This is a genomic window from Bordetella petrii (genome assembly GCF_017356245.1).
GTDB classification, from domain to species: Bacteria; Pseudomonadota; Gammaproteobacteria; order Burkholderiales; family Burkholderiaceae_B; genus Bordetella_A; species Bordetella_A petrii_D.
This window is the reverse complement of the sequence record NZ_JAFMZZ010000004.1, coordinates 977,258-997,587: the sequence shown is the minus strand read 5'-3', so window position 1 is coordinate 997,587 and position 20,330 is coordinate 977,258. Positions and strand designations below refer to the sequence as shown.

Genomic DNA, 20,330 nt, shown 5'->3' with positions numbered 1-20,330 from the left:
CCCGCAGTACGAGATTGCCATGACAGAGTCCATACCGGGCCAAGACGCCCTGATGCCGCTGCGCATCGCCAGCATCGTCGACGCCGCCGACGGCATCCGCTCGTTCGAGCTGCGCGATGCCGGCGGCGGCGAACTGCCGCCCTTCACGCCCGGCTCGCACGTGAAAGTGCGCGTGCCCAACGGCGAGCTGCGCAAGTATTCGCTGTGCAACGACGCCGCCGAACGCGACCGCTACGTCATCACGGTCAAGCGCGATGCACAGGGCCGCGGCGGCTCGATCAGCCTGGTGGACCAGGCCGCCGTGGGCGACACCCTGCCCACGTCCATGCCGGACAACGCCTTCGCGCTGGTCGACAACCCCGGCAGCCTGATCTTCATCGCGGGCGGCATCGGCATCACGCCCATCCTGTCCATGATCCGCTCGCTGGGCGAACTGCCCGAAATCGGCTGGAAGCTGTATTACCTGAGCCAGTCGCCCGCCACCACGGCTTTCGTGGACGAACTGGGCCGCCCCGAATGGAAGGGGCGGGTGCGCATCCACCACGACCACGGCGACCCCGCGCAGTCGCTGGACCTGTGGCCGGTGCTGGAAAAACCCAATCGCGGACACGTGTACTGCTGCGGCCCGCGCGGGCTGATGGAGGCGGTGCGCGACATGTCCGGCCACTGGTCGCCCGCGCGCATCCATTTCGAAAGCTTCCTGGAAGGCGGCGGCAAGCAGCCCGACGACCGGCCCTTCACGGTGGAACTGGCGCGCTCGGGCGGCGAGCTGGTGGTGCCGGTGGGCAAGTCTATTCTGTCGGTGCTGCTGCAGGCCGGCGTGCGCGTCGGCCACTCATGCGAAAGCGGCACTTGCGGCTCATGCCGCACCGGACTGCTGGCCGGCACCGCCGACCACCGCGACATGGTGCTGCTGCCCGACGAGCAGGACAGCCAGATCATGGTGTGCGTCTCGCGCGCAAGCTGCGACAAGCTGGTGCTGGATCTGTAGCCACATACCTGGAGCCGCCACATGGCCACTTCCGTTCTGAATCTGGGCGTCATCGGGCTGGGCCGCGCGTTTTCGCTGATGCTGCCGTCGTTTCTGGGCGATGCGCGCGTGCGGCTGGTGGCCGCCTGCGACCCGCGCCCGGCGGCCCGCGCGCAGTTCGCGGCCGATTTCCAGTGCCCGGTGTATGAATCCGCCGAAGCGCTGGCCCGCGACCCGAACGTGCAGGCCGTGTATGTTGCCAGCCCGCACCAGCATCACGCCGAGCATACGCGCCTGGCGGCCGCGCACGGCAAGCATGTGCTGGTCGAGAAACCCATGGCGCTGAGCCTGGAAGAATGCGACGCCATGATCGCCGCCTGCGATGCCGCCGCGGTGCACCTGGTGATCGGCCACTGCCACAGCTTCGACACGCCCTACCTGCATTGCCGCGAACGCATCGCGCAGGGCGAGTTCGGCGCCGTGAAGATGGTGCATGCGCTGAACTACACCGACTATCTGTTCCGGCCGCGTCGGCCCGAAGAGCTGGCCACCCGCGAGGGCGGCGGAGCCGTGTTCAGCCAGGCCGCCCACCAGGTCGACATCGTGCGCATGCTGGTGGGCCGGCGCCCCACCCGCCTGCGCGCCGCGCTGGGCAACTGGGAGCCCGGGCGCCCCACCGAAGGCGCCTACAGCGCGCTGCTGTGGTTCGAAGGCGGCGCCTATGCCTCGCTGAACTACAACGGCTACGCGCACTTCGATTCTGACGAATGGATGGACTGGACCGGCGAAATGGGCCACCCCAAAGACCCGGACGACTATGGCGCGGCGCGGCGCAAGCTGCACAGCCTGGGCGACCCGCGCGACGAGGCCGCGCTGAAAGCCGCCGGCACCTACGGCGGGCCCAGCTACCGCGCGCCGCCCGCCCGGGCGCCCGGCGCCGCCCCGGCCCGGCACCAGCACTTCGGCGCGATCCTGGTGTCGTGCGAACGCGCCGACTTGCGGCCCATGCCGCACGGCATCCTGGTGTATGGCGACGAACGCCGCGAATTCCTGCCGCTGCCCCCGCCGGCCGCGCCGCGCCTGGAAGTGGTCAGCGAACTGCACGACGCCATCTATCAAGGGCGCGCGCCCCTGCATGACGGGCACTGGGCCAAGGCCACCCTGGAAATCTGCCTGGCCATGCTGCAATCCGACGGTTCGGGCGCCGACGTGCCCCTGCGCCGCCAGGCCCGCGCCGCCCCATGAGCACCCCGTGGCCGCGCCGCGGCCGGCGAAACGGCTGGCGCGTTGCGTTATCATTTCCCGCGACTTTCCGACATCATCACGCTGCCCGCGCATGACTTCCAAAGAAACGAGAAAAGTCCTTGCCCACTGGCGCGAGGCCGTTCCCCATGACCGCCTGGCCCACCTGATCAAAGACGCCACGCGCGCCCTGGTGCGCGGCCTGCAAATGCGCCTGTCGGATCACAACGTCTCGTTCGGCCATTGGGCATTCCTGCGCATCCTGTGGGAACAGGACGGCCTGACGCAGCGCGAGCTCAGCGAGCAGGCCGGCGTCATGGAGCCCACCACCTATGCGGCCATGAAGGCGATGGAAGCGCTGGGCTATATCGAACGCAAGCACCTGCCCGGCAACAACAAGAACATCCACGTGTTCCTCACCCGCAACGGCCGGGCCCTGAAGAAAAAGCTGATTCCGCTGGCCGAAGAAATCAACGCCATCGGCACGCACGGCCTGACCAGCGCCGAGATCAAGACGGCGCGCAAGGTGCTGCTGACCATCATCGCCAACATGGCCGACGATGAAGCCTCGATGGAAAACGCCGAACGGCGCGTGCCGTCCACCCGCGAGATGTCGCGGCGCATCAACGAGACCGCCGAATCGCAGGCCTGAGCCTGCACGCGAACGCTAGCGGTACGTCACGTCGATCACATAGCGGCGCGGGCCGTCTTGCCGCCCAGGCCGTGCCTGCAACGGCCGCACCGCCACATCGGCCACCGGAATGGCCGGCGCGGTGTGCGCCGCGGCGGCACTGCCGTGCCCGCCGCAATCCAGCGTGGCGGTGGGCAAGCGGCCGCGAACCCGCACATCGGTCCGGCAGTCCGCCGGCACCACAATGCTGCCCGTGAAGTGGATTTTCCCGCCCGCTGCGATGGCCGGCATGGCGATCGCCGCTCCCAACATACCGACCCACAGTGCTCGCACGGCCTTCATGTCTGCTCCTGGCGTGTGGTGGAATCACGTATGCACAGACTGCGTGCCTATCTGGCTGGTTTACGTCACCTGCGCGTCCCAGCTTAAGGCAGAACGTTCAAAAACCATAGAGCCGCGCGGGGTTGTCGACCAGGATGCGGTGCGCGGCCTGCACGGTGCCGCACCAGCGGTACAGCAGGTCGACCAGGTTCGCGTCGTTGACGCTGTCGGCCGGCTGGGTGGTGTGGGGCCAGTCGCTGCCCCACACCAGCCGTTGCGGCGCATGCCGCGCCAGCGCGCGCCCCAGCCACAAGGTGTCGGCGTAGCCGGGCTCGCCGGCGCCGGACCGCATGTAGGCTCCCGACAACTTGACCCAGGTGTTGCCCGCGTCCAGCAGGCGGCGCAGCGCGGTGTACGCCGCGCCCTGCTCGCCTTCGGCTGGATCGATGCGGCCCATGTGGTCCACCACCAACGGCACGGGCAGGCCCGACAGCACCGGCGCCAGGCCAATCAGCTGTTCCGGATGCATGAAAACCTGGATGTGCCATCCCAGCCGCGCGGCCTTGCGGGCCAGGGTGGTCAGCATCGGCACGGCCGTGTCGCCCCACGACTGCGGCGTCACGAAATTCACCCGCAGGCCGCAGATGCCGCCGGCGGCCAATCGGTCCAGCTCGGCTGCGCCCACGTCCGCATCCACCACCGCCACGCCGCGTGCCCGCGGGCCCAGCCTGGCCAGGGCATCCAGCGTGCAGGCATTGTCGGTGCCGTAGGTGGACGGGTTGACGACCACGGTGCGCGTGGTGCCCAGTCGCTGCTGCAGCCGCTGATAGGCGGCCACGTCGGCCACCGGCGGCGTGCGCCGCCAGTGCGGAGACGGCGCAAAGCGCGGGTCGAAGACATGCATGTGGCTGTCGCATGCACCGTCCGGCAGCGCGTGCGCCGGCCGGTTGGTGCCGAGGGAATGCGCAGGCGCGTGGGCGCGGGCCTGCTCGCCGCCGTGGGGTGTGCTCATGGGCAGGCAGTGTAGGAACGCGCGCCGCGCGGCACAACGGTGTTCCGCAGCGGGAAACACCGTGCGCCACGAGAAACAGGCGGCTCAGGCCGGGCCGCCGCGGCGCCCCGCCGTGACGGCCCCCTGCCGCACGCCCATCATGGCGCGAGACAGGCGGTTGGCCGCCGACAGCACCGTTTCTTTATGCTGGTGCAGCATTTCTTCTGTCAGCCGCGACAAGGGCCCGGAAATGCAGATGGCCCCCAGCAGGGTCCAGTTCACCGTGTACACGGGGGCCGAAATGCTGGATACCTCGGGGTCGCGTTCGCCCAGCGACATCATGTAGCCCGCGCGCCGGATGGATTCGTAGGGCTCGCCCTCTTCGCCCGAGAAGGCCAGGATGACGCGGCCGGGGCTGCCCAGGTTCAGCGGCAGCCCGGCGCCCGCGCGGACGTGGTGGCGGATGGACTTGGGGCCCTCGACCCGCGCCACGCAGATGCGCTGGTTGCCTTCGCGCACATAGAACGTGGCGCTTTCGCCGGTGGCGATGGACAGTTCGCGCAGCACGGGCTCGACCACGTCGTGCACATTGAACGTGGCCTGGTAGCACGCCCCCAGCCAGCCCGCCGCGCGCGCCAGCCGCCAGGTGCCGTCTGCGCGCTGCGCCAGGTAATCGTCCATGGCCAGCGTGCGGGCCAGGCGCAGCACCGTGGACCGGTGATAGCCCGTGCGGCGGCTGAGTTCGGCCAGCGACAGGCTGGCATCGTCCACGCCGAAGGCTTCGAGGATGTGCATGGCCCGCCGCACGGCCACGACGCCTTCTTCGGCCGGTTCGTCGGCCGGGTCTTCCGGATTTGATTTCATATGGCAGAACATGTTCCGAGATACGGAATGGCATTGTAATGTACGGAACACAATCGCACAATGCGCGGACCAAAACCAACACCGGAGACATCCATGAACTTCCTGCCCCGCCTGCTGGCCAGCGCCCTTCTGGCGTGCGCGGCGCTGCCCGCCGCCGCCCAGGACTTTCCCGCCAAGGCCATCCGCCTGGTCGTGCCGTTTCCCCCGGGCGGCGGCACCGACACCCTGACCCGCGAAGCGGCCAACAAAGTGTCGACCGACACCGGCTGGAGCATCGTGACCGAGAACCGCCCCGGCTCGGGCGGCAACATCGGCGTGGACGCCGTGGCCAAGGCGGCGCCGGACGGCTACACGCTGGTCATGGGCCAGACCAGCAACCTGGCCATCAATCCCACGCTGTACAAGAACCTGCCGTACGACCCCGAGAAAGACCTGGCGCCCGTGGGGCTGGTCGCCAGCGCGCCGCTGGTCCTGGTGGTGTCGGCCCAGTCCCCGTACAAGACCCTGGCCGATGTCGTGGCCGCGGCCAAGGCCGATCCCGGCGCGCTGAATTGCGCCACGTCGGGCAACGGCACGGTGTCCCACCTGGCCAGCGAAAAGCTGCAGAAGGCCGCCGGCGTGAAGTTCACGCACATTCCCTACAAGGGCGCCTCGCAAGGCGCCAACGACCTCATCGGCGGCCAGATCGAGATGTACATGTCGTCGGTGCCCACGCTGATCGGCCATATCCGCAGCGGAAAAATGCGCGCCCTCGCCGTCACCTCGCTGAAGCGTTCGCCCGACCTGCCCGATGTGCCCACGGTGGCGGAGTCCGGCTACCAGGATTTCGAGGCGATCACCTGGTTCGGCCTGGCCGGCCCGGCCGGCGTGCCGGCCGAGATCGTGGCGAAGCTGAACACCGCCTTCAACAAGGCGCTGAATACGCCCGACATCCGGCAGAAGTTCCAGAGCCAGGGCGCGGAAGTGCTGACCAGCACGCCGCAGGAATTCGCCCAATTGATCCATGACGACCGGATCCGCTGGGGAGACATCGTCAAGGCCTCGGGCGCCCGCGTCGAGTAAAGGCGATACCGAGCTGCCGCCATGGCCACCTTCGCCTACTCGTCCGGCGCCGGCAAGCCCACCGCGGGCATTCCGGCCCACGCCTGCGACTGCCACATCCATGTGTACGACGCGGCCTGGCCGGCGGCGCCCGGCGCCAGCCTGCGCCCGCCGGACGCTTCCATCGCGCAGTACCGCGCCCTGCAGCAGCGGCTGGGCACCACCCGGGCGGTGCTGGTCACGCCGTCGACATATGGCGCGGACAACCGCGGCATGCTGGCGGGCCTGGCCGGCATGGGCGGGCAAGCCCGCGGCGTTGCCGTCATCGACGGCCGCGAAAGCGATGCGGCGTTGCAGGCGCTGCACAATGCCGGCGTCCGGGGCGTGCGGCTGAATCTCTCGCTGGGCGTGTCCGGCGGCATCGGCATGCTCGAACCCCTGGCGGCGCGCATCGCGCCGCTGGGCTGGCACATGCAGCTGCTGATGGCGCCCGACCAGCTTGCCGGCATCGGCGCGCGCCTGGCGAAGCTGCCGGTGCAGCTGGTGTTCGACCACATGGCGCGGCTGCATCCGGACCAGGCATTCGTGCACCCCGCGCACGCGCTGGTGCTGCGCCTGCAGCGCGAGGGGCGGGCCTGGGTGAAGGTGTCGGGCGGCTACATCGTCAGCCGGCACGGCCAGGCGGATGACCCGGCGCTGGACACGCTGGCCCGCAGCTATATCGACGCCGCGCCCGATCGCGTGCTGTGGGGCAGCGACTGGCCGCATGCCACCGCATCGGCGGGCCGCCAGCCGATGCCCGACGACGCCCTGCAGCTCGACCGGCTGGCCGCCTGGGCCGGCGGCACATCCACATTCGAACAAATCCTGGTCCGCAATCCTCAGGCGCTATATGGCTTTGCCTGCGCGGCGGCCCGGGAATCTCTGGAGACATCATGAACGCATCCCGATCCGGCATCCGCTTTTCCCGCCGCCAGTTCCTCGCCGCCAGCGCCCTGCTGGCCGCCTGCGGCGCCGCCCGCGCCACGGGCGGCTGGCCCGGCGGCAAAACCATCGACTGGGTCGTCCCCTATCCCCCGGGCGGCAGCACCGACGTGCTGGGCCGCGCCATCGCGCAGCAGCTCGACGCGCTGCTCAAGACCACCGTGATCGTCGACAACCGGCCCGGCGCCACCGGCACCATCGGCGCGGCCCGGGTCGCGCGGTCGGCGCCCGACGGGCTGACGCTGCTGGGCACTTCGATCGGACCGCAGGCGATCGCGCCGCACATCATGGGCAAGCTGCCGTACGACCCGATCGAAGACTTCGCGCCGGTGATTACCGTGGGCACCATTCCCCACATCCTGGTGGTCGGCGCCAAGCAGCCCTACCGATCGGTGCAGGCCTTGATCGAAGCCGCGCGGGCCCAGCCCGACAGCATCGCCTATGCCTCGGGCGGCACCGGCACCGTGCTGCACATGCAGGGCGCGCTGCTGCAGCTGACGACCGGCGCCCGCTTCATCCACGTGCCCTACAAGGGCGACACGCCCGCCCTGCAGGACACCCTGGGCGAGCAGGTGCAGTTCATGTTCGCGCCAGCGGCCGCGTCGCTGCCGCACATCCGCAACGGCTCGCTGCGCGCGCTGGCGGTGACCTCGGCGCAGCGGCTGCCCGCGCTGCCAGACGTGCCGACCATGGCCGAAGCCGGCTTCGACAATTTCGTGGTCGAGCAATGGCAGGCGGTGTTCGCGCCGGCCGGCACCCCGCCGGCCGTCATCCAGCAGCTGAACGCCGCCATCGGCAAGGCGCTGGAGACGCCCGCCCTGAAAACGCTGTCCGACAAGCTGGGCATCACCCTGGTGGGCGGCTCGCCCCAGCAGCTGGATGAGATGCGGCGCGCGGATTTCGCGAAGTGGGGCAAGGTGATCCGCGACGCCCAGATAAAAGCCTGAGGCTGCGCAGCCGGCCTTTCACATCCATCTACTTCCCGCCGTTCAAAGGATTCGAGCATGACGCTTCCCGACATCATCAAGGACTTTCCCCGTGTTCCCGCCGACATCGTCGAGCGGGCCGCGGCCTTCCAGCCGGCCATCCTGGCCGATGTAGCGGGCCGGCGCGGCGCGCTGCACGGCCGGATCCGGCCGCTGCATTCCAGCATGAAGCTCGCCGGCCCGGCGCTGACGGTCGAGGTGCGCCCCGGCGACAACCTGATGATCCACGCGGCCATTTCGCTTGCCCGGCCCGGCGACGTGCTGGTAATCGACGGCAAGGGCGACCTGAACTCTGCCCTGATGGGCACCATCATGATGAACGCCTGCCGGCAGCTGGGCATCGCCGGCGTGGTCATCGACGGCGCCGCGCGCGACAGCCTCGACATCATCGAAATGGACTACCCGGTCTTTGCCGCCGGCACCAACCCCAATGGCCCCACCAAGAACATCGGCGGCCGCATCGGCCATCCGGTCACGGTTGGCGGCGTCACGGTGCATCCCGGCGACTTCATCATCGGCGACAGCGACGGCGTGGTCGTGGTCGAACGCGAAAAAATCGAAGCCCTGCTGCCCGCGGCCGAGAAAAAGGTCAGGGACGAAGCCGCCCGCATCGCCGCCATCCAGGCGGGCGATACCGCGGCCAAATGGCTGGGCGCCGCCCTGCGCAACGCCGGCGTGCTCAACGAAGGAGAAACCCTGTGACCACCGCCGCCCCCGCTGCCCAAGACAGGCCGGCCGTCCTGGTAACAGCGGCGGACCTTGCGCCCGAGGCGCTGGCGCTGCTGGACGGCTACCGCATCGTCTATGCCGGCAAGACCCCCTCCGACCAGGACATCGTCGACCTTTGCCGCGCCCACGACCCCGCGGCCATCATCGTCCGGTACGGCAAGGTCGGCGCCGCGGCCATGGATGCGGCGCCATCGCTGCGCGTCATTTCCAAGCACGGCAGCGGCACCGACACGATCGACAAGGCCGCCGCGCAGGCGCGCAATATCGACGTCGTCGCCGCGGTGGGCGCCAACGCGGCGGCCGTCGTCGAGCAGGCCTTGGCGCTGCTGCTTGCCTGCGCCAAGTCTGTCATTGCGCTGGACGTGCGCATGCGGGCCGGCCATTGGGACAAGGCCACCCACAAAAGCGAAGAACTGGCCGGCAAGACCCTGGGCCTGGTCGGCCTGGGCGCCATCGGCCTGCGCATGGCGAAAATGGGCGCGGCCCTGGACATGCGCGTCATCGGCCACGACCCGTTTGCAAAGAACCTGCCCGCCGACGTGCGGCAGGTCGACCTGGATACCATCTGGCGCGAATCGGATGCGATCTCGCTGCACTGTCCCTTGACCGACGACAACCGGGGCTTGCTGAACGCGCGCACGCTGGCGCAATGCAAGCCCGGCGTCATTCTGGTAAATACGGCGCGCGGCGGCCTGATCGACGAAGCCGCGCTGATCGACGCCGTGCGTTCCGGGCAGGTAATGGCCGCGGGGCTGGACAGCTTCGCGGTAGAGCCCATGACCGCGGGCCACCCGTTCCAGCACGAGAAGAACATTATTCTCAGCCCGCACATCGGCGGCGTGACCCGCGCGGCGTACGTCAACATGGGCATCGCCGCCGCCAGAAACGTGCTGGCCGCCCTGGCGCGCCAGGCCGCTGCCCGCTGATTCAGTAAATTTACAGGAGGAGACCCCACATGAAATCCGCAACCCTGCTGTGCGCCCTGGCGCTCGGCCTGGCCGCCGGCGCCGCGCAGGCCAAGTACCCCGACCATCCCGTGCGGCTGGTGGTCGGCTTTTCCGCGGGCGGCCCCACCGACGTGGTCGCGCGCGCCTTCGCCGACCAGGCATCGCGCAGTCTGGGCCAGCCCTTCGTGGTCGAAAACAAGCCGGGCGCCAACACCATCCTGGCCGCAGAGGCCGTGGCCAGCGCCAAGCCCGACGGATACACCCTGCTGCTGGGCGCCACCAACCACACCATGATCCCCGCCCTGTACAGCACGCGCATCAAGTTCGACGCGCTGAAATCGTTCGCGCCGATATGCACGCTGGCCATCAGCCCGACCGTGCTGGTCGTGGGGCCGTCGATGCCCGTCAAGACCCTGGACGAATTTCTGCGGCAGGTAAAGGCCGAACCCGGCAAACGCACCTACGCCACGCCCGGCACGGGCAGTTCGGGGCACTTTGCCAGCGAACAGTTCCTGCGCCTGACGGGCGCCTCGATGAACCACATTCCGTACAAGGGCGCCGCGCAGGCCGTCACCGACCTGATGGGCGGCCAGGTGGACAGTTCCCTGGCGACCCTGGGCTCGGTCCTGCCGCAGATCCAGTCCGGCAAGCTGACCGCGCTGGCAGTCGCCGCGCCCAGCCGTTCGGCGCTGCTGCCGGATGTGCCGACCTTTGACGAAGCCGGTGTCAAGGGCTACGCCGCCGACGCCTGGTACGGGCTGCTTGCCCCCGCGGGCACGCCGCCCGAGGCCCTGGCGGCGCTGCAGCAGGCCGCCACCGATTTCGCGCAATCGGCCGACTCGGCTTCCAAGCTGCGCTCGCTGGGCATGGCGCCCCAGAACACCTGCGGCAGCGCGTTCGCCGCCCAGCTGGCCCGCGAGATCGACGCCAACGGCGCCCTGGCGCGCGAACTGGGCCTGCGGGCAGACTGAGCCGGCTCGCCGCATATCCACTGACCGCAACGCCGAATAGGCCATCGCCATGTTTCTTCTTGCGCCGCCCCAGGTGGGCGATTTCGAACTGTTTTCCGCCATGCCGGACGCATTCAGGCGGCGCGCGCGCAGCGCGTGGGCCGACGCCAACCGGGGCGGCGCCATCGCGGACTCGTTCCTGGAAGGTCCGGTCTTCGATGACGCGGGCAATCTCTACGTGACCGACATCCCCTGGGGCCGCATCTTCCGTATCGATCCCGCGGGCCGATGGACGCTGGTGGCCGAGTATGACGGCGAGCCCAATGGCATGAAGTTCCTGGATGCCGGCACGCTGCTCATTACCGACTACAAGAACGGCCTGATGCGGCTGGATGTCGCCACCGGCAGCGTCACGCCCTATCTCGAACGGCGCAACAGCGAACGCTTCAAGGGCGTGAACGACCTGGTTTTCGATACCCGGGGCAATCTCTATTTCACCGACCAGGGCCAGAGCGGCCTGCACGACCCCACCGGACGCCTGTACCGGCTGAAGCCCGACGGCCAGCTCGATACGCTGCTGTCCAATGTTCCCAGCCCGAACGGCGTAGCCCTGGCGCCCGACGGCCGTGTGCTTTACCTTGCCGTCACCCGCGGCAACTGCGTGTGGCGCGTGCCCCTGCTGCCGGACGGCAGCGTCTCGAAGGTCAGCCAGTTCTTTACCTCGTACGGGCCCAGCGGCCCGGACGGCCTGGCCGTGGACGAGGCGGGCAACCTGGCGATGGCCAATCCCGGCCTGGGATACGTCTGGCTGCTGAATTCGCGGGCCGAGCCGGCCATGGTATGGCGCAGCGGCGCGGGCGGCTCGACCACCAATATCGCGTTCGGAGGCGCCGACCGGCGCACGCTGTACTGCACCGAATCGGCATCCGGCTCGATCCTGCGCGCAACGGCCCCGCATGCCGGCCTTGCCCTGAACCGGCCGCGCTGAGCGCGGCGCCTAGATGAACAGGTCCTGCGCGCGCCGCAGCAGGTCGCTTTTCTGCACGAAGCCGATCACGCGGCGTTCGACGGCGTCGCTGAGCACGGGCGTGCGCTCGGCGGGGGACTCGACCACGATCTGCCAGGCCTCGCGCAGCGGCTGGCCCTTGTACACCACCGGAAATTCATCCAGGACCAGGTCGCGCAGCAAGGGCGCCGGCGCATCGCCGGCGCGGGCCAGCAGGTCGTTGGTCCAGATCGCGCCCACGAATCGCCGCGCCTCGTCAACCACGAAGACAAAGCGCTTCTTCCGGTCTACCCCGGCCTGCAGCGCCTGGCGCGCCGAAGCCGATGCGGACGCCAGCCCGCCGGACGGGCGCATGACGGCGGCCACCGTGTCATCGGCCAGGCGGTTGCGGCGCTCGTCGCGCGCGCGATGCCGCGAGGTCACCTCGTAGGCCCCCGATTGCCCGAACAGCTGGGAAACCGCATAGGCCGCGGCGGTGGCGATCATCAGCGGAAACACGAAGGCGGATTCCTGGGTCATCTCGAACACCATCAGCGTCGACATGAACGGCGCCTTGGTGGTGGCCGACAGCGCCGCCGCCATGCCCAGCACGCCCAGCAGCACCCCGTCGTGCACGCCGAACCACTGGCCGGCCAGGGGCGCGCAGGCGCTGCCGGCCAGCGCGCCGATCAGCAGCGAAGGCGTGAACATGCCGCCGATCGCGCCCGAGCCCACCGTGGCCGCGGTGGCCGCGACCTTCAGCGCCAGCAGCAACAGCAGCGATGTTTCCAGCGTGCCCGCCGCAAGCAGCCGCTCGATGGGGGCAAAGCCGTTGCCCGTGACTTCGGGGGCCGCCAGGGTGATCAGCCCGACGATCAGGCCGCCCGCGCTCATGCGCACAATCGGCGACCGGTGCAGCCGCGCGAAGCCCGACCGCGCCCAGCGCGTGGACCACAGGAACAGCGAGCCCGCCAGCCCCGCCGCCAGGCCCACCGCCCCCACTCCCAGCATGCCGGCGGTCGTGACCGTGAAGGTGTGCGCCGGCAGCGCATACAGGGGCATGAACGGCTCCATCGTGCTGGTCATCCACGCCGATGCCGCCGCGGCGGTAAACAGATAGCCGGTGCGCCGCAGCGCGAATCCGCCGAAGGCGATCTCGTTGACGAAGATCGCGGCGGCCAGCGGCGTGTGATAAACCGCGGCCAGGCCGCCCGTGGCGGCCATGGCCACCGCCAGGCGGAAATCGTAGCCGCGCAGGGCGCGCACCCGCGCACCCAGGGCCGACCCGACCGTGGCGGACAGCTGGACCATGGCCCCCTCTTTGCCGATGGACCCGCCCGAAACGATCGACACGAACGAAGACACGCAGCGCATCAACGACGGCACGACCGGGATGCGCGCCATTCTGCCGTCGATGGTTTCCAGGTATTCCGACACCACGCCGGCGGCCTTTTCGCGCCGCTGGGCGCGCACCAGGACCAGCGCGGCGATGGCGCCGCCCAGCGTCGGAAAAGCAATGCGCGCATACCAGGGCAGATCGCCGAACAGCAGGGTGATGTCCTGCCTGCGGCCGAACAGGAGTCCGGTGGCGTAATCCAGCCCCCACCGGAACACGTGGGCGGCCAGCGCCCCCGCAATGCCCAGCACCACCGCCAGCCCGACCAGGCGCAGGTAGTATCCGATGGGCTGGCGCGCGGCCGCGGCCGGGATATCGCCGCTCGACACTATGCCTTGGGCACCACCGACACGGATGCCTCGCTGGTCAGCATCAGGAAGGTCAGTGTTTCGCGCAGGTACAGGCGCACGGTGTTGTCGGTATGGCCCTGGTAGCCGATGGAGAGGTCCTGGCCCAGGTGCAGCTCGTAATCGCCGCCGCGCGTGGACAGCACGCTGCCGCCGTTGATCGCCGGCGCCCAGATGATGTCGCCGCTGACAATGCGCTTGATGTGGTCGATGATGGGGTAGCCGCCATTGCGGCCCTCGGCAAGCGCGGTGTAGGCATCGGCGCCCAACAGCACCGAATACGGGCCGTCCACCCCCGCCAGGCGCAGCGCTTCGAGCGCATTGCCGATAGCGGCGGGATAGTCGGCGACGTCGGCCGGCAGCTTGATTTTCGCGTTCGACGACCCTTCGCGGATGCCGACGATGCCGGCCGCCTTGTAGCCGTCGAAAATCGCCCTGTCTTCGGCGTAGGCCAGCTCGATGGCGGCATCCTTGGCCGGCTGCCAGTCGGAATCATTGGCGCCGCGCTCGACGTCGTCGATGGCGTCGCGCTGCAGTTCGAACGGCACCGTCAGCTCGACCAGCGCCCTGACTTCGCGCACTTTCGCGCCTACCCCTTTCTGGGGGGCCGCGATGGCGCGCATGTGCCCCGTTCCCACGCCGGCCAGCCCCGGGCCGGCGGCATCCTTGACGTCGACCACGCGCCGGCCGGCAACGGAACGCTTGAACGTGCGCGCGACTTCGTCTTCGATCTGCGACCAGGCGGCGCTGGAAATGGGGGCAAGTTCGCGATGCAGATTATTCATGCTGGGAATTTCCTTTTAAAGAACCGATGTTCAGCGAGCCGTCCAGACGCGGGCCGCCGGGCGGCGCGGGGTCCGGCTGCCCTGCGCCGCCGGCCTGCGGCTCGCGCGCCTCGAGCGCTTCGAGCAGGTTGGCGGAGGGAACAAAGAACAGCCCGCCCGTGACCGCGCGGCTGAAATCCAGCAGCCGGTCATAGTTGCCCGGAGGCCGGCCGACAACCATGTTCTCGAGCATTTGTTCCATGGGCGCGGGCGAGCGCGCATAGCCGATGAAATACGTGCCGAACTCGCCCGAACCGGGGCGGCCGAACGGCATGTTGTCGCGCACGATCTTCACCTCTTCGCCGTTTTCGGTCAGCGTGGTCAGCGAACTGTGCGACGACGTCGGCTTGACCGATTCGTCGAGCTCGATGTCGGACAGCTTCGTGCGCCCGATGATGCGTTCCTGTGTTTCCACGGGCAGCGCATTCCAGCCCGCCATGTCGTGCAGGTACTTCTGCACCAGCACGTAGCTGCCGCCGGCGAAATCCGGGTCTTCGCCGCCCACCAGGGTGAAGTCCAGCGCTTCCTGGCCTTCGGGGTTTTCCGTGCCGTCGACGAAACCCACCATGCTGCGCAGGTCGAAATAGCGAAAGCCGTGCACTTCGTCGACCACGGTCACGGCCTCGCCCAGCTGGCCCAGCACCTGCGTGGCCAGCTCGAAACACAGATCCATCTGGTCGGCGCGGATGTGCAGCAGCAGGTCGCCCGGCGTGGCCATGGCATGGCGGCCATCGGCGCTGAACTCGCGGAACGGATGCAGGCCGGCGGGGCGCGGCTCGCCGAACAGGCGGTCCCAGCCGCTGGAGCTGAAACCGAACACACAGGACAGGTTGCCGGACGGCACGCGCTTGCCTACCGAACGCACCAGGGCGGCCAGGTTGCCGCACATGGCGCGCACCTTGCCGGCATGATCGTCGCCGGCCGCCAGCGTGGCGACGATGAAGATGGCGCTGCGCGTGATGGCGCCGACGACAGCCTGCGGCTGGATATTATTGTTGGGCATGGGATCCAGAGACGGGTTTCCAGACGAATTGTTGTCGGTGCATTTTATGCCCGCGGCAAGCCGCGCCGCAGGCCGGGCGGTCAGGGATAGGCCAGCGTGCCGTCGGCCTGGACGACCGCGCCCGGCGTCAGGCTGGCGGGGTCGATGCGGCCCGGCCCCATGATGTGGAAAACCGCCAGTCCCCGGGCCAGCAGATAGTCGGCCACGATGCGCCGGTGGCAACGCCACCATACCGCCTCGGAACACATCAGCACGCTGCGCTGCCGGCCGCCGCGGTCGACCAGGTGATCCAGTCCGGCGCGGAACGCCTCCGACAGCGCGTAATCCGCATAGTTGTGAAAGCTGTCGTTCTCCCAGAAACGGTTGACGTCGCGGGACACCTCTTTGGATTTTCCCCGCAACCCGCCCAGCGCCGCCATGTGCTCGTAGTCGACGTGCAGGGGCGCCAGCGCGGCGGGCAGGATATCCTGGTTGAACTGGGGGTTGGCCCGCGAGCGCGGCACCGTGCGGATATCGGCCACCAGTTCGATGCCGGCCTCTTGCAGCAGTTCGGCAAACGCGTCCAGGCCGCGGTTCGAATGGCCGATGGTAAAGAACGGCAGCGTCATGTCCGGCCCTTGCCGCGCACGTGCTCCAGCACCTCGCCCCGATGGGCCGCGACGTGGTCGGTCTTGTCGCTCTTGATTTCGTACTGGGGATGTTCCGGCGAGGCGCGGTGCGTGTGCCCCTTGTAGTCGAAATCGCGGGTATGGATGGCGATGATGGTGCCCGACACCTTGCCCGCCTCGGAATTCCAGGCGACGTGATCGCCGATCTTGAACGTCTTGCCCATGTCAGTGTGCTCCTTGTCAGCTGGCCGCGGAGTCGATCCATTGTGATCGAATTCCGGCGCCGGCGCCAAGAGGCGGGCCCGTTCCGGCGCCGCGGCGGCGCGCCGGGGGTATCATGAGGGGCAGAAGATGGCTGGCGCGATCAGGTTCGCCCTGCCGCCTCCGTCCAACAAGAACACCCCAGAGATTCGATGACCCGCGTAGCGCCTACTTGGCTTATGCCTGTAGCGGCCATTTTCACCCTGCAGACCACCTCGGCATTCCTGAACCGGCTTATCCCCATCATCGCCCCGGCCATGTCCGACGAGTTCGGCTGGAGCGGCAGTTCCATCGGCTACCTGACCGCCAGCAATTCGCTGGGCGGGCTCGCCATCCTGGTGGCGGGCTCGGCGCTGCTCAAGCAGATCGGCGGGATGCGCACCCTGCAGCTGACCCTGGTGCTGGGCGCGGCCGGCATGGCGTTCCTGCTGTTTCCCAGCGTGGGCATCGCCCTGATGGCCTGCTTCATCATGGGCCTGAGCAACGGCGCGGCCAACCCGGCCGGCAGCGAAGTCCTGCAACGGTTTTCCCCGCCGGGCAAGCGCAACCTCATCTTCTCGATCAAGCAGGCCGGGGTGCCCCTGGGCGGCGTGATCGCGGGCTTGCTGGTTCCCATAGTCGTGGCGCTGGCGGGATGGCGCATCGCGCTGTTTGTCTGCGCATTCGCCGTGGTGCTGCCCACCGCGCTCACCTGGCGGCTGAGCGCCAACCTGGACGAAACCCCGCCCAGAAAGCGCCGCGCCCTTCCCCTACCCACGCTGCGCACGCTGACCGTGCCGCTGGCTTCACTGGCGCATAACCGCGGCCTGATGAAAATGTCGGTGGTGGGCAGCCTGTTCGCCGTATCCCAGAGCTGCTGGTTCACCTTCACCGTCATCTATCTGATAGACCGCCTGGGTTTTTCGCTGAGCCTGGCCGGCGCGGTCTTTGCCGTGATGCAGGCCGGCGGCGTGATCGGCCGGGTGGTGCTGGGCTGGCTGTCGGACCGCCTGCGCTCGGCCACCGCCACCCTGTCGATCGCCGCGATTCTGTCCGCGGCCACCACCGCGCTGCTGGGCCTGACCAGTCCGGCCTGGCCCCTGTGGGCCGTGGTGTTGCTGGCGTTCGTGGCAGGCTGCTCGGCGGCCAGCTGGAACGGCGTGCAGATCGCGGAAGTGGCGCGCCGCTCGCCGGCCCACCTGATTTCCGAGACCGCGGCCGGGTCCAGCATCCTGGTCAACCTGACCAACATGGTGGCGCCCACGCTGTTCGCGGCCTTTGTCGCCATCGGCGGACACTACGACTACGCCTTTATCTGCACGGGGGCCTGCTCGCTGCTGGTGCTGGTGTGCCTGCCGCGCGACCCGCGCGACGATGCCGGCGCGCCGGCGCGCGCCTGAGCCGCACGGCAGGCCCCGCGGTCCGGTCAGTCGGCCGCCAGGTGCGGGGCGCCCTCGTCAGCGGCGCGCGCTCAATCGCGATGGCGCTTGTGCCAGTGGCTGTTGCCGCGATGCCGGTCGTGGCCCCGGTAGCTTGCTCGCTTGTAAGAGCGGTCGCGGTCCCAGTGGCGGCGATGGCCGCGGTCGTCATCATCGGTGATGACATTGCCCAGCACTCCGCCGGCGGCCGCGCCGCCCAGGGTAATCAAGGGGTCGCCGTCCGACAGCAATGCGCCGGCCACGCCCCCCAGCCCGGCGCCGATGATGGTGTTGCGCGTCTGGTCGTCGGCCAGCGCCGTAGTGCTGATGCCCAACGCCAGCGTGCCGGCGAATACAGCGTGGATAAATCGTTTGGTGATGGTCATAATTGTTCTCCTTGTAGCCGGCTGCCCCTGCGATGCAGCCATGCCAGGCGGCGCGCCGGTTTGAACCGTGGATCGGCCGCCTGGGAAAACAAATTAGCACTTCAGGTTCGTGTCAGTCCTGCAGACTGAGATACGGGGTGTATAAGGTGTTTCAGCCGCTTTCCCGGCCCTGGCCGGCGCCGCGCATGGACGCCGCCAATTCATGGCTGCCGCGGGCATCGAGCATGTCGGCCGCGCCCAGGCGATCGCGCGTTTCTTTGTTCTGGCTGAGCTTGATCTTGCCCACCAGCGAGGTAATGGCGATTTCAATGCCGACAATATTGCGCAGCATGCCGTCGATGAAATCGGGCGGGGCGTCGCCCATTTTCCAGGGCCGCGGCTCGGACGCTTCGTGCCGGCGGGTCAGGCGCGCGACAAGGCCGCGCACGAAGCGTTCGTCGTCGCGTATGGCCAGAATGCCGTGCGCGTGCACGACTTCATAGTTCCAGGTGGGCACCTGGCGGTGCGCCTCGTGCTTGCTGGGATACCAGCTGGGCGATATGTACGCCTCGGCCCCGCGAAACACCACCATCACCGGCGTTCCGGCGGGACAGCTTTGCCACACGGGATTGGCGCGGGCCACATGGGCCGAAAGCAGGCCGTGCGGCCCCTGGGCGGGGTCGATTTCAAACGGCAGGTGGTTGGCGTCCAGCCCGCCGGACCCGTGCGTGACCAGTACGCCCAGGGGGTGTTCGCGGATGATGCGATGCAGGACCTCGGGCCGGGTTTCGGCAAAATGCTCGGGAATGTACATGGCTGAAAACAATGCAGGGCTGGCGGCGCAAGCGCCGGACGTGGCCACTATGGCGCAAAACAGGCACAATTAAAAGAACCAGTTTTTGCTATTTAATATGGGCCAGATTCAACTGCCGCCCGGCCGCAGCGCGGGCCCTACCGGAGCGGGGCGACGCATCTATGATCTGCTGCGCGCGCAAATCGCCGATGGCACGCTCGCCGCCAAGGGGCGAATGCCTTCCACCCGCGCACTGGCCATCGAACTCGGCGTGTCGCGCACCACCGTCACCGCCGCCTACGAGCAACTGGCGGCCGAGGGATTCCTGGTGACGTCTCCGGGGCGCGCCGCGCGGGTCGCGGCCCGGCTTGCGGCAGCGGCCCCGTCGGTTTCACCCGGCAAATCGCGCAGCCGGCCGCCGCCGCGCCTGTCCGAGTTCGGCCGCCGCGTGGCGGCACTGGACCTGCCCAGGCTGCCGTCCGCACAGGCGCCGGTGGCCATCGACTTCCGCTACGGCGCGGTGGCATCGCGCGACTTTCCCACCCTGGCCTGGCGGCGCGCGTACCAGGCCGAACTGCTGCGCCCGCCGCGCAGCCTTTGCTATATCGCGCCGGAAGGCGACAGCTCGCTGCGCCGCGCGGTGCAGGGCTACCTGGCGCGCGCCCGGGGGCTGTCCTGCGATGCGGCGCAGATCGTGGTGGTGCACGGTTCGCAGCAGGCCATCGACCTGTGCGCCCGGCTGCTGCTGGACGCACAGGACGCTTTCGTGTTCGAGGAACCGGGCTATCCGATGGCCAGGCGCTGCTTCGAAGCCACGGGCGCCAGGCTGCTGGCCATGCCGGTGGACGAACACGGCCTGGACACTGCCCGCCTGCCCGGCGACAGCCGCGCCCGGCTGGCCTATGTGACGCCCTCGCACCAGTTTCCGCTGGGCGGGGTGCTGCCGGTGGGCCGGCGGATGGCGCTGCTGCAATGGGCGCAACGGCACCAGGCCTGGATCATCGAAGACGACTACGACGGCGAGTTCCGCTACGGCCAGCGCCCCATCGACGCGCTGCAGTCCATCGACGTGAATGGCCGGGTCATCTATATCGGCACTTTCTCGAAAACCCTGTCGCCGCAGCTGCGGCTCGGCTATCTGGTTCTGCCTGCCGACTTGGTGGCGGTTTTCCGGCAGGCCAAGCAATTGGCCGACCGCCACGCGCCGGTGCTGGACCAGCGCGTGCTGGCGTCGTTGATCGACAGCGGCGCCTACGAGCGCCACGTGCGGCGCGTACGGCGCGAAAACGACCAGCGCCGCGCGGCGCTGCTCGACGCCGTCGCGCGCCACCTGGGCGACTGCGCCCGCATCACCGGCACCGCCGCCGGCCTGCATGCGGTGCTATGGCTGCCCGGCCTGGGCGCGCAAGACGAACCCGCGCTGGTGGCGGCCTGCCATGGCCGGGGCGTGGGCATCTACCCGGTTTCACCGCTGTTCACCGCACCACCGCCGGCGCCGGGCGGTCGGCCGGCGGGGCTGATCATGGGCTACGCCGGGCTGGCGCCGCAGGAAATCGAGCGGGGTATTCGCATACTTGCGACGATTGTGAAGCACTGGCGAGGCTAGGCGGCTGCGCCCGGCATCGCAGGCGCCTGCCGTTTCGTCGGGCAGATATGTATTTTCATCGAAAAAGACTGGCTCAGCCGGCGTCGTTC

The 20,330-nt window shown here is 68.9% G+C and carries 22 protein-coding genes; 12 read left to right on the top strand and 10 right to left on the bottom strand.

The window, feature by feature from the left end; translation table 11 throughout:
* Window positions 1-19: 19 nt before the first annotated feature.
* From J2P76_RS22820 to J2P76_RS22810, 3 genes are all read left to right on the top strand, one after another.
* The gene (locus tag J2P76_RS22820; RefSeq protein WP_207410300.1) at window positions 20-991 is read left to right on the top strand and encodes a PDR/VanB family oxidoreductase; all 972 of its coding nucleotides are present in this window, start codon (window positions 20-22) and stop codon (window positions 989-991) included.
* Between the two features lie 21 nt (window positions 992-1,012).
* Entirely contained in the window at window positions 1,013-2,215 is a 1,203-nt protein-coding gene (locus J2P76_RS22815; RefSeq protein WP_207410298.1) for a Gfo/Idh/MocA family protein, read from the top strand.
* Window positions 2,216-2,306: 91 nt separating this feature from the next.
* Window positions 2,307-2,864, top strand: a complete 558-nt coding sequence (locus tag J2P76_RS22810; RefSeq protein ID WP_207410296.1) for a MarR family winged helix-turn-helix transcriptional regulator — start codon at window positions 2,307-2,309, stop codon at window positions 2,862-2,864.
* 15 nt (window positions 2,865-2,879) lie between these two features.
* Here J2P76_RS22810 and J2P76_RS22805 read toward each other — a convergent pair whose 3' ends face one another.
* The 3 genes from J2P76_RS22805 to J2P76_RS22795 form a co-directional block, all read right to left on the bottom strand.
* Window positions 2,880-3,185 (bottom strand): hypothetical protein, encoded by a 306-nt coding sequence (locus tag J2P76_RS22805; protein ID WP_207410294.1) that lies wholly within the window; start codon window positions 3,183-3,185, stop codon window positions 2,880-2,882.
* 97 nt (window positions 3,186-3,282) lie between these two features.
* Window positions 3,283-4,176 carry an amidohydrolase family protein gene (locus tag J2P76_RS22800; protein ID WP_207410292.1) on the bottom strand — a complete coding sequence of 298 codons (894 nt, stop codon included), beginning with the start codon at window positions 4,174-4,176 and terminating at the stop codon, window positions 3,283-3,285.
* Between the two features lie 84 nt (window positions 4,177-4,260).
* Complete coding sequence (locus J2P76_RS22795) at window positions 4,261-5,019, bottom strand: IclR family transcriptional regulator (protein WP_242697648.1); 759 nt, start codon at window positions 5,017-5,019, stop codon at window positions 4,261-4,263.
* Between the two features lie 93 nt (window positions 5,020-5,112).
* On the opposite strand from J2P76_RS22795, the gene J2P76_RS22790 reads away from it, so the two are divergent.
* The 7 genes from J2P76_RS22790 to J2P76_RS22760 are packed head-to-tail and all read left to right on the top strand — an operon-like array spanning window position 5,113 to window position 11,644.
* Window positions 5,113-6,081, top strand: a complete 969-nt coding sequence (locus J2P76_RS22790; RefSeq protein WP_207410288.1) for a Bug family tripartite tricarboxylate transporter substrate binding protein — start codon at window positions 5,113-5,115, stop codon at window positions 6,079-6,081.
* A 21-nt stretch (window positions 6,082-6,102) separates the two neighbouring features.
* Window positions 6,103-6,999, top strand: coding sequence for an amidohydrolase family protein (locus tag J2P76_RS22785; RefSeq protein WP_207410286.1), 897 nt, complete (start codon window positions 6,103-6,105; stop codon window positions 6,997-6,999).
* Window positions 6,996-7,991: a Bug family tripartite tricarboxylate transporter substrate binding protein gene (locus tag J2P76_RS22780; protein WP_207410284.1), complete on the top strand. Its 996-nt coding sequence runs from the start codon at window positions 6,996-6,998 to the stop codon at window positions 7,989-7,991. The genes J2P76_RS22785 and J2P76_RS22780 overlap by 4 nt, the downstream gene beginning before the upstream one ends.
* A 57-nt stretch (window positions 7,992-8,048) precedes the next feature.
* Window positions 8,049-8,732: an RraA family protein gene (locus J2P76_RS22775; protein WP_207410282.1), complete on the top strand. Its 684-nt coding sequence runs from the start codon at window positions 8,049-8,051 to the stop codon at window positions 8,730-8,732.
* A complete protein-coding gene (locus tag J2P76_RS22770; protein ID WP_347565356.1) occupies window positions 8,729-9,685 on the top strand; it encodes an NAD(P)-dependent oxidoreductase in 957 nt (318 codons plus the stop codon). Before J2P76_RS22775 ends, J2P76_RS22770 begins: the two co-directional genes overlap by 4 nt.
* 29 nt (window positions 9,686-9,714) lie before the next feature.
* Window positions 9,715-10,677, top strand: a complete 963-nt coding sequence (locus J2P76_RS22765; protein WP_207410278.1) for a Bug family tripartite tricarboxylate transporter substrate binding protein — start codon at window positions 9,715-9,717, stop codon at window positions 10,675-10,677.
* Between the two features lie 49 nt (window positions 10,678-10,726).
* Window positions 10,727-11,644: an SMP-30/gluconolactonase/LRE family protein gene (locus J2P76_RS22760; protein ID WP_207410276.1), complete on the top strand. Its 918-nt coding sequence runs from the start codon at window positions 10,727-10,729 to the stop codon at window positions 11,642-11,644.
* Window positions 11,645-11,653: 9 nt separating this feature from the next.
* On the opposite strand, the gene J2P76_RS22755 is transcribed toward J2P76_RS22760, so the two are convergent.
* The 5 genes from J2P76_RS22755 to J2P76_RS22735 form a co-directional block, all read right to left on the bottom strand.
* A complete protein-coding gene (locus J2P76_RS22755; RefSeq protein ID WP_207410274.1) occupies window positions 11,654-13,366 on the bottom strand; it encodes a chloride channel protein in 1,713 nt (570 codons plus the stop codon).
* A complete protein-coding gene (locus tag J2P76_RS22750; protein WP_207410273.1) occupies window positions 13,366-14,169 on the bottom strand; it encodes a family 1 encapsulin nanocompartment shell protein in 804 nt (267 codons plus the stop codon). Before J2P76_RS22750 ends, J2P76_RS22755 begins: the two co-directional genes overlap by 1 nt.
* On the bottom strand, window positions 14,162-15,211 hold the full coding sequence (locus J2P76_RS22745) for a Dyp-type peroxidase (protein ID WP_207410272.1): 1,050 nt from the start codon (window positions 15,209-15,211) through the stop codon (window positions 14,162-14,164). Before J2P76_RS22745 ends, J2P76_RS22750 begins: the two co-directional genes overlap by 8 nt.
* 80 nt (window positions 15,212-15,291) lie before the next feature.
* Window positions 15,292-15,819 carry a DUF488 domain-containing protein gene (locus J2P76_RS22740; protein WP_207410271.1) on the bottom strand — a complete coding sequence of 176 codons (528 nt, stop codon included), beginning with the start codon at window positions 15,817-15,819 and terminating at the stop codon, window positions 15,292-15,294.
* Window positions 15,816-16,043, bottom strand: coding sequence for a DUF2945 domain-containing protein (locus J2P76_RS22735; protein ID WP_207410270.1), 228 nt, complete (start codon window positions 16,041-16,043; stop codon window positions 15,816-15,818). Before J2P76_RS22735 ends, J2P76_RS22740 begins: the two co-directional genes overlap by 4 nt.
* A 216-nt stretch (window positions 16,044-16,259) precedes the next feature.
* Here J2P76_RS22735 and J2P76_RS22730 point away from each other — a divergent pair, with 216 nt between their 5' ends.
* Window positions 16,260-17,459: an MFS transporter gene (locus tag J2P76_RS22730; RefSeq protein ID WP_242697647.1), complete on the top strand. Its 1,200-nt coding sequence runs from the start codon at window positions 16,260-16,262 to the stop codon at window positions 17,457-17,459.
* A gap of 71 nt (window positions 17,460-17,530) precedes the next feature.
* On the opposite strand, the gene J2P76_RS22725 is transcribed toward J2P76_RS22730, so the two are convergent.
* Entirely contained in the window at window positions 17,531-17,863 is a 333-nt protein-coding gene (locus J2P76_RS22725; RefSeq protein ID WP_207410268.1) for a glycine zipper 2TM domain-containing protein, read from the bottom strand.
* Between the two features lie 151 nt (window positions 17,864-18,014).
* Window positions 18,015-18,656, bottom strand: a complete 642-nt coding sequence (locus tag J2P76_RS22720; protein WP_207410267.1) for an FMN-binding negative transcriptional regulator — start codon at window positions 18,654-18,656, stop codon at window positions 18,015-18,017.
* A gap of 97 nt (window positions 18,657-18,753) precedes the next feature.
* Between J2P76_RS22720 and J2P76_RS22715 the strand changes: the two genes are divergently transcribed.
* The gene (locus J2P76_RS22715) at window positions 18,754-20,241 is read left to right on the top strand and encodes a PLP-dependent aminotransferase family protein (protein WP_207410266.1); all 1,488 of its coding nucleotides are present in this window, start codon (window positions 18,754-18,756) and stop codon (window positions 20,239-20,241) included.
* Window positions 20,242-20,330 lie beyond the last annotated feature (89 nt).